Source organism: Pseudomonas sp. NPDC089734, assembly GCF_044748865.1.
Lineage (GTDB): Bacteria > Pseudomonadota > Gammaproteobacteria > Pseudomonadales > Pseudomonadaceae > Aquipseudomonas.
The window spans coordinates 338,445-344,631 of the sequence record NZ_JBIVGV010000004.1 but is presented as its reverse complement, the minus strand read 5'-3'; the positions used below and the strand labels follow the sequence as shown (position 1 = coordinate 344,631).

General features: G+C 64.9%; 1 protein-coding gene. It reads left to right on the top strand.

The features are described 5' to 3' along the window. Positions 1–6,105: amino acid adenylation domain-containing protein (locus ACIPY9_RS08035; RefSeq protein ID WP_400699075.1), on the top strand; the 6,105-nt coding region annotated here is incomplete at its 5' end. Positions 6,106–6,187 lie beyond the last annotated feature (82 nt).

Here is a 6,187-nt window from a genome sequence, read left to right as displayed (position 1 = left end):
GCCTTCGAGCTGAACGCAGGCAGCCACACCTCCAGCGTGGCCGGTTTCGGTTTCGACGCCATGGCCTGGGAAATCTGGCCGACCCTGTGCGCCGGGGCCACGCTGCACCTGCCGCCGGCCGAGATCGGCAACGAACAACTGGATGCCTTGCTCGACTGGTGGCTGGCCCAGCCGCTTCAGGTGGCGTTCCTGTCCACGCCGGTGGCTGAGTACGCCTTCAGCCGTGAACTTCGTCACCCGACGCTGCGTACCTTGCTGATCGGCGGTGACCGGTTGCGTCAGTTCCATAGCGATCCGGGCTTTGCGGTCATCAACAACTACGGCCCGACCGAAACCACGGTGGTGGCCACTTCGGGCCGCTTGCTGCCGGAAGGCAGCCTGGACATCGGTAAACCGATTGCCAACACCCGCGTGTATCTGCTGGACGAGCACCAGCAGCTGGTGCCGTTCGGGGTGGCGGGCGAGCTGTACATCGGGGGCGACAGCGTGGCCCGTGGCTACCTGAACCGTCCGGAGATGACCGCCGAGCGCTTCCTCGATGACCCGTTCACCGCGAAACCGGGAGCCCGGATGTACCGCACCGGCGACCTGGCTCGCTGGAACGCCGACGGGACCCTGGAGTACCTGGGCCGTAACGACGATCAGGTGAAGATCCGGGGCGTACGTATCGAGCTGGGCGAGATCGAAAGCCAGCTGGGGCAGTTGCCGGGTATCGAAGAGGCGCTGGTCGTGGCACGGGAAGACGAACCGGGCCAGCCACGTCTGGTGGCTTATTTCATCGAGTCTTCCCACGTCGAGCCGACTCCTGTCACCGAATTGCGTGCCGCGCTGTTGACCACGTTGCCGGGCTATATGGTGCCCAGCGCCTTTGTGCGTTTGGACGCCTGGCCTTTGACCGCCAACGGCAAGGTGGATCGTCGTGCCTTGCCGGTGCCGGACCGTGAGGCGCTGCACACCGGTGAGTATCTGGCACCGGAAGGCGAGCTGGAAACGGCGCTGGCCGGGATCTGGAGCGAATTGCTGCAAGTCGAGCGGGTCGGGCGGCATGACAACTTCTTCGAGCTGGGCGGGCACTCACTGCTGGCCGTCAATCTGGTTGCGCGCATGCGGCGTCTTGGTATGGATGCCGATATCCGGGTGCTGTTTGCCCAGCCAACCCTGGCAGCACTGGCCAGCAGCATCGGTAACAGTCAGGGCGTTCAGGTGCCGGCCAACCGGATCACGCCGGATTGCCCGCGCATCACACCGGACCTGCTGCCGCTGGTGGCGCTGGACCAGACCAGTATCGACCGTATCGTCGCCGGTATCCCCGGCGGTGTCGCGAACGTGCAGGACATTTATCCGCTGGGGCCGCTGCAGGCCGGTATCTTCTACCACTACCTGTCTTCCGTCGAAGATGACCCTTACCGTCTGCAGGCGCGCTTTGCCTTTGCCGACCGCGACCGTCTGGATGCCTTCTGCAATGCCTTGCAACGGGTCATCGCCCGTAACGATGTATTGCGCACCTCGCTGTGCTGGGAAGGGCTGGAAACACCGGTACAGGTGGTCTGGCGTCAGGCTGTACTGCCGGTTGTCGAAGTGCCTTTGGCGGCCTTGACCGATGCCGAGCCGTTGAAGCTGGATCAGGCACCGCTGTTGCGCCTGGTGCATGCCGATGACCCGGACAATCAGCGCATCGTCGCGGTGCTGCTGTTCCATCACTTGATCATGGACCACATGGCTCTGGAGCTGTTGAGCCACGAGCTGCAAGCCGTACTGCTCGGTCTGGAAGACCAGTTGCCCGAACCGGTGCCGTACCGCAATTACATCGCTCAGGCCTTGCTGGGGCCGAGCGATGAGGCCCATGAAGTGTTCTTCCGCGAGCAACTGGGCGATCTGGACGAGCCGACCCTGCCGTATGGTCAGGCTACGTTGCCCGGTGCGGATGTTCCGGGCGAGGCTCGGCAGCGGCTGGAAGCGGACCTGTCGCGTCGGGTGCGCGAGCAGTCACGGCAGTTGGGTGTCAGCGCCGCAAGCCTGATGCATCTGGCCTGGGCTCAGGTATTGGGGCACTTGTCCGGTCGCGACAAGGTGGTGTTCGGTACCGTATTGCTCGGACGCCTGCAGGGCGGTGAAGGTGTGGAGCGGACGCTGGGTGTGTTCATCAACACCTTGCCGCTGCGGATCGACCTGGGCGACCAGCCGGTGCAGGAGGCGGTCCTGCAGACCCATCGCCGTCTTGCGGGTCTGTTCGCCCACGAACATGCACCGCTGGCCCTGGCCCAGCGGTGCAGTGCCCTGCCTGCGGGAGCACCGTTGTTCAGCGCCTTGTTCAACTACCGTCACAGCTCTGCACCATCGGCTCCCGACGAAGCGGCCAGCGCGGCCTGGCAAGGTATCGAGTTGTTGCAGGCGCACGAGCGCAGCAACTACCCGCTGACCCTGAGCGTCGATGACCTGGGCGAGGACTTCGAGCTGAGCGCACTGACCTCAATCGGGGTCGATGCACGACGCATTTGCGCGTACCTGATCCATGCCATGGAAGGCTTGATGAGCGCTCTGGAACAGGCACCTCAGACACCGGTCGAAGCGCTGGGCATTCTGCCTGCTGCCGAGCGGGTCGAGCTGCTGGAAGGCTTCAATGCCCATCAGGCCGAGCATGAGCGCGAACTGACGATCCACCAGCGTATCGAGCGATTGGCACTGGCGCAGCCCGATGCCGTCGCCGCGCAAGTGGGCGACCAGCGCCTGAGCTACAGCGAGCTGAACCGCAAGGCTAACGCGCTGGCCCATCACTTGATTGGCCAAGGCGTGTGTCCGGACGATCGCGTGGCCGTGGTTGCTCGCCGCAGCCTGGATACCCTGGTCGGCCTGCTGGCGGTGCTCAAGGCCGGTGCGGGTTACGTGCCGGTGGACCCGGCCCATCCGGACGAACGGATCGTCTACCTGCTGGAAGACAGTGCGCCGGTGGCGGTGCTGACCCAGCAGGCGCTGCTGGCCGGTCTACCGCGGCTGGACGTGCCGGTGATTGCCCTGGACTCCCCGGACTGGGCGGATCAACAAGGCAATCCACAGGTGGCAGGGCTGACCCCGGCCCATCTGGCCTACGTGATCTACACCTCCGGTTCCACCGGTCAGCCGAAAGGCGTGATGGTGGAGCACGGCACCCTGAACAATCTGGTGGACTGGCATTGCGAGGCGTTCGACCTGCGCCTTGGCAGTCACACGGCCAGTGTCGCGGGCTTCGGTTTCGACGCCATGGCCTGGGAAGTCTGGCCTGCCTTGTGCGCCGGTGCGGTGTTGCACATTCCGCCGTCCCGGATCGAGAACGAACAGCTGGATGCCTTGCTTGACTGGTGGCTGGCCCAGCCGCTGCAAGTGGCGTTCCTGCCGACGCCGGTGGCCGAATACGCCTTCAGCCGCGAGCTGCGTCATCCGACGCTGCGCACCTTGCTGATCGGCGGTGACCGGTTGCGCAGTTTCAACCGCGATCCGGGCTTTGCCGTGGTCAACAACTACGGGCCGACGGAAGCCACCGTGGTAGCCAGTTCCGGAACGATGGACGTCGGCGGTGTGCTGCACATTGGCAAGCCGGTGAGCAATGCCCGTTTGTATGTCCTGGATGAACGCGGTCAACCCGTGCCGCTGGGCGTGCCCGGTGAGTTGTACATCGGCGGCGACGGCGTGGCTCGTGGCTATCTGAACCGTCCGGAGATGACCGCCGAACGTTTCCTCGACGACCCGTTCAACCCGCAGCCGGGTACCCGGATGTACCGCACTGGCGATCTGGTTCGCTGGCTGGCCGACGGCACGCTGGAGTACCTGGGCCGTAACGACGATCAGGTGAAGATCCGCGGCATGCGTATCGAGCTGGGCGAAATCGAGCAGCAGTTGGCGCTCTGCCCGGGTGTCGATGAAGCGGTGGTCATGGCGCGCAAACTGGAGCAGGGTGAACTGCGGCTGGTGGCGTACTTCACTCGCCGGGATCTTGCGCTGGATGGCCCGGCCTTGCGTGCCCATCTGCTGGGGCGTCTGCCGGAATACATGGTGCCTGCCGCCTATGTCGGTCTGGATGCCTTGCCGCTGACCCCCAATGGCAAGGTTGACCGCAGAGCGCTGCCGGAGCCGAGTCAGGATGCCATGGCGACCGCCGCCTACGAGGCTCCGGCGACACCGCTGGAAGAGCGTCTGGCCGAGCTCTGGGCCGAAGTGCTGGATGTCGAGCGTATCGGGCGACATGACAACTTCTTCGAGCTGGGCGGTCATTCGCTGTCGGCGATACGTCTGGTCAGCCTGATCCAGAAGTCCGGTGTGCCATTGACGCTGGCCGAACTGTTCCAGCATGCCAGTGTCGCTACGCTGGCGGGCCTGCTCGATCAACGTCCTGTAGGCGTTGCCGAGGAGCAGGACGTGATTGCCGTGCGTGAAAACGGCAATGAGTCGCCACTGTTCCTGATCCATGACTTCACCGGTCTGGATGCTTACTTCCCGGCCCTGGGACGACACCTGGAGGGTGACTTCCCGATTTACGGGTTGCCGGGCATCGGTCTGGGCCAGCCGCAGTTGCGCACGATGGAGTGCCTGGCGGCGCGTCTGGTCGAGCGGATCCGCGGGGTTCAACCTCATGGGCCTTACCGCCTGGCCGGCTGGTCGTTCGGCGGGGTGCTGGCCTATGAAGTGGCGACGCAGCTGTTGGGTATGGACGAAGCGGTTTCCTTCCTCGGTCTGATCGACACCTATGTGCCGCGCCTGACCGATCAGGGCAAGACCCGCTGGCAAGGGCCGAACCTGCTCGAACGGCAATTGCTGTCGCACTGCACGGCGCACTGGAAGGCCCAGGGCGAAGCCGGTGTTGCACCGCTGGCGCGTCTGGCTTCGATTCTGGAACAACCGGCCATGCCGGGCTTTGAAGCGCTGCTGCTTCTGTGCCGCGACGAGCAACTGCTGTATCCGGAACTGGCGCAGGCCAGCGATGAGCAGTTGCGTCATTACCTCGACCGTGAAGTGGCCCATGGTCACGCTCTGGCCCACTACCGGCTGGAGCCGCTCAACCTGCCGGTGCACCTGTTCTGTGCCGAAGAGCGCCCGATGGCTCCGGCCGGGGCCAGTGCGACACTGGGCTGGGCCGAGGCCTTGCAGCCGGGTCAGTTGCACAGCGTCACGGTGCCGGGCGATCACCAGACCATGATGCAGAGCCCTCATGTGCAGGTGCTCGGTCTGGCGCTGGGTCAGGCGCTGGCGGCGGAGCCAGCCAAGGCCTTGCCGACGCCGTCCTATCAGGCGTTGCTGGCCATCCAGAGCGGGCAGGGTGGGCAGACGCCGCTGTTCTGTGTGCCAGGCGCTGGCGACAGCGTGACCAGCTTCATCGGTCTGGTCGAGGCCCTCGGGCCGGACTGGCCGGTGTATGGCCTGCAGCCACGAGGCCTGGACGGTCGCACGGTGCCTCACAGTCGTGTGGAAACCGCAGCGGACTGTTATGTGCGGGAAATCGAGGATTTCTACCCGCAAGGTCCGTTGCATCTGGTCGGGCATTCCTTTGGCGGCTGGACGGCCCATGCCATGGCCATCAGGCTCCAGGCGCGCGGCCGTGAAGTGGCGTCACTGACTCTGATCGACAGCGAAGCGCCCGGTGGCGAGGGCCTGTTCAGCAAGTCGTACACCACCACGGCGGCCTTGCAGGAGCTGATTGAAGCGTTGCAGATCTCCAGTGGCAAATGCCTGGATCTCGATCCCCAGGCCTTTGCCGGCCTTGACGACAGCACCCAGCTGCGCCTGCTTCAGGAAGCCATGGTGCGTGTCGGTCTGTTGCCGCCACGCCTGGCGCCCCAGGCCCTGAACGGGATCGTCCGGACGTTCTCCAGTGCCTTGCGCACCCTTTACCGGCCAGGCCAGGGCTACACCGGCCCGGCCAGTCTGGTACGGGTAACGGACACCCGCCTGAGCCCGCTCGAGAACCAGATCGAACAGGCCGCCATGGCCGTTGGCTGGCAGCACCTGTTGCCGCAACTGGCGCTGTGGGACGGGCCTGGCAACCACTTCAGCATCCTCAAGGCACCCGACGTCTACAGCCTGGCGGCATGGTGGTACGACAGGCAGGCGCTGGAGGTCGAGCAGGCACTGTCATGAAACCGTGAAGAAAGAAACGTCCTGCGGCGAATACCCGCCGCGGGATGCTTCATCGCACAGAAACCGGAACGTCAGTCATCGC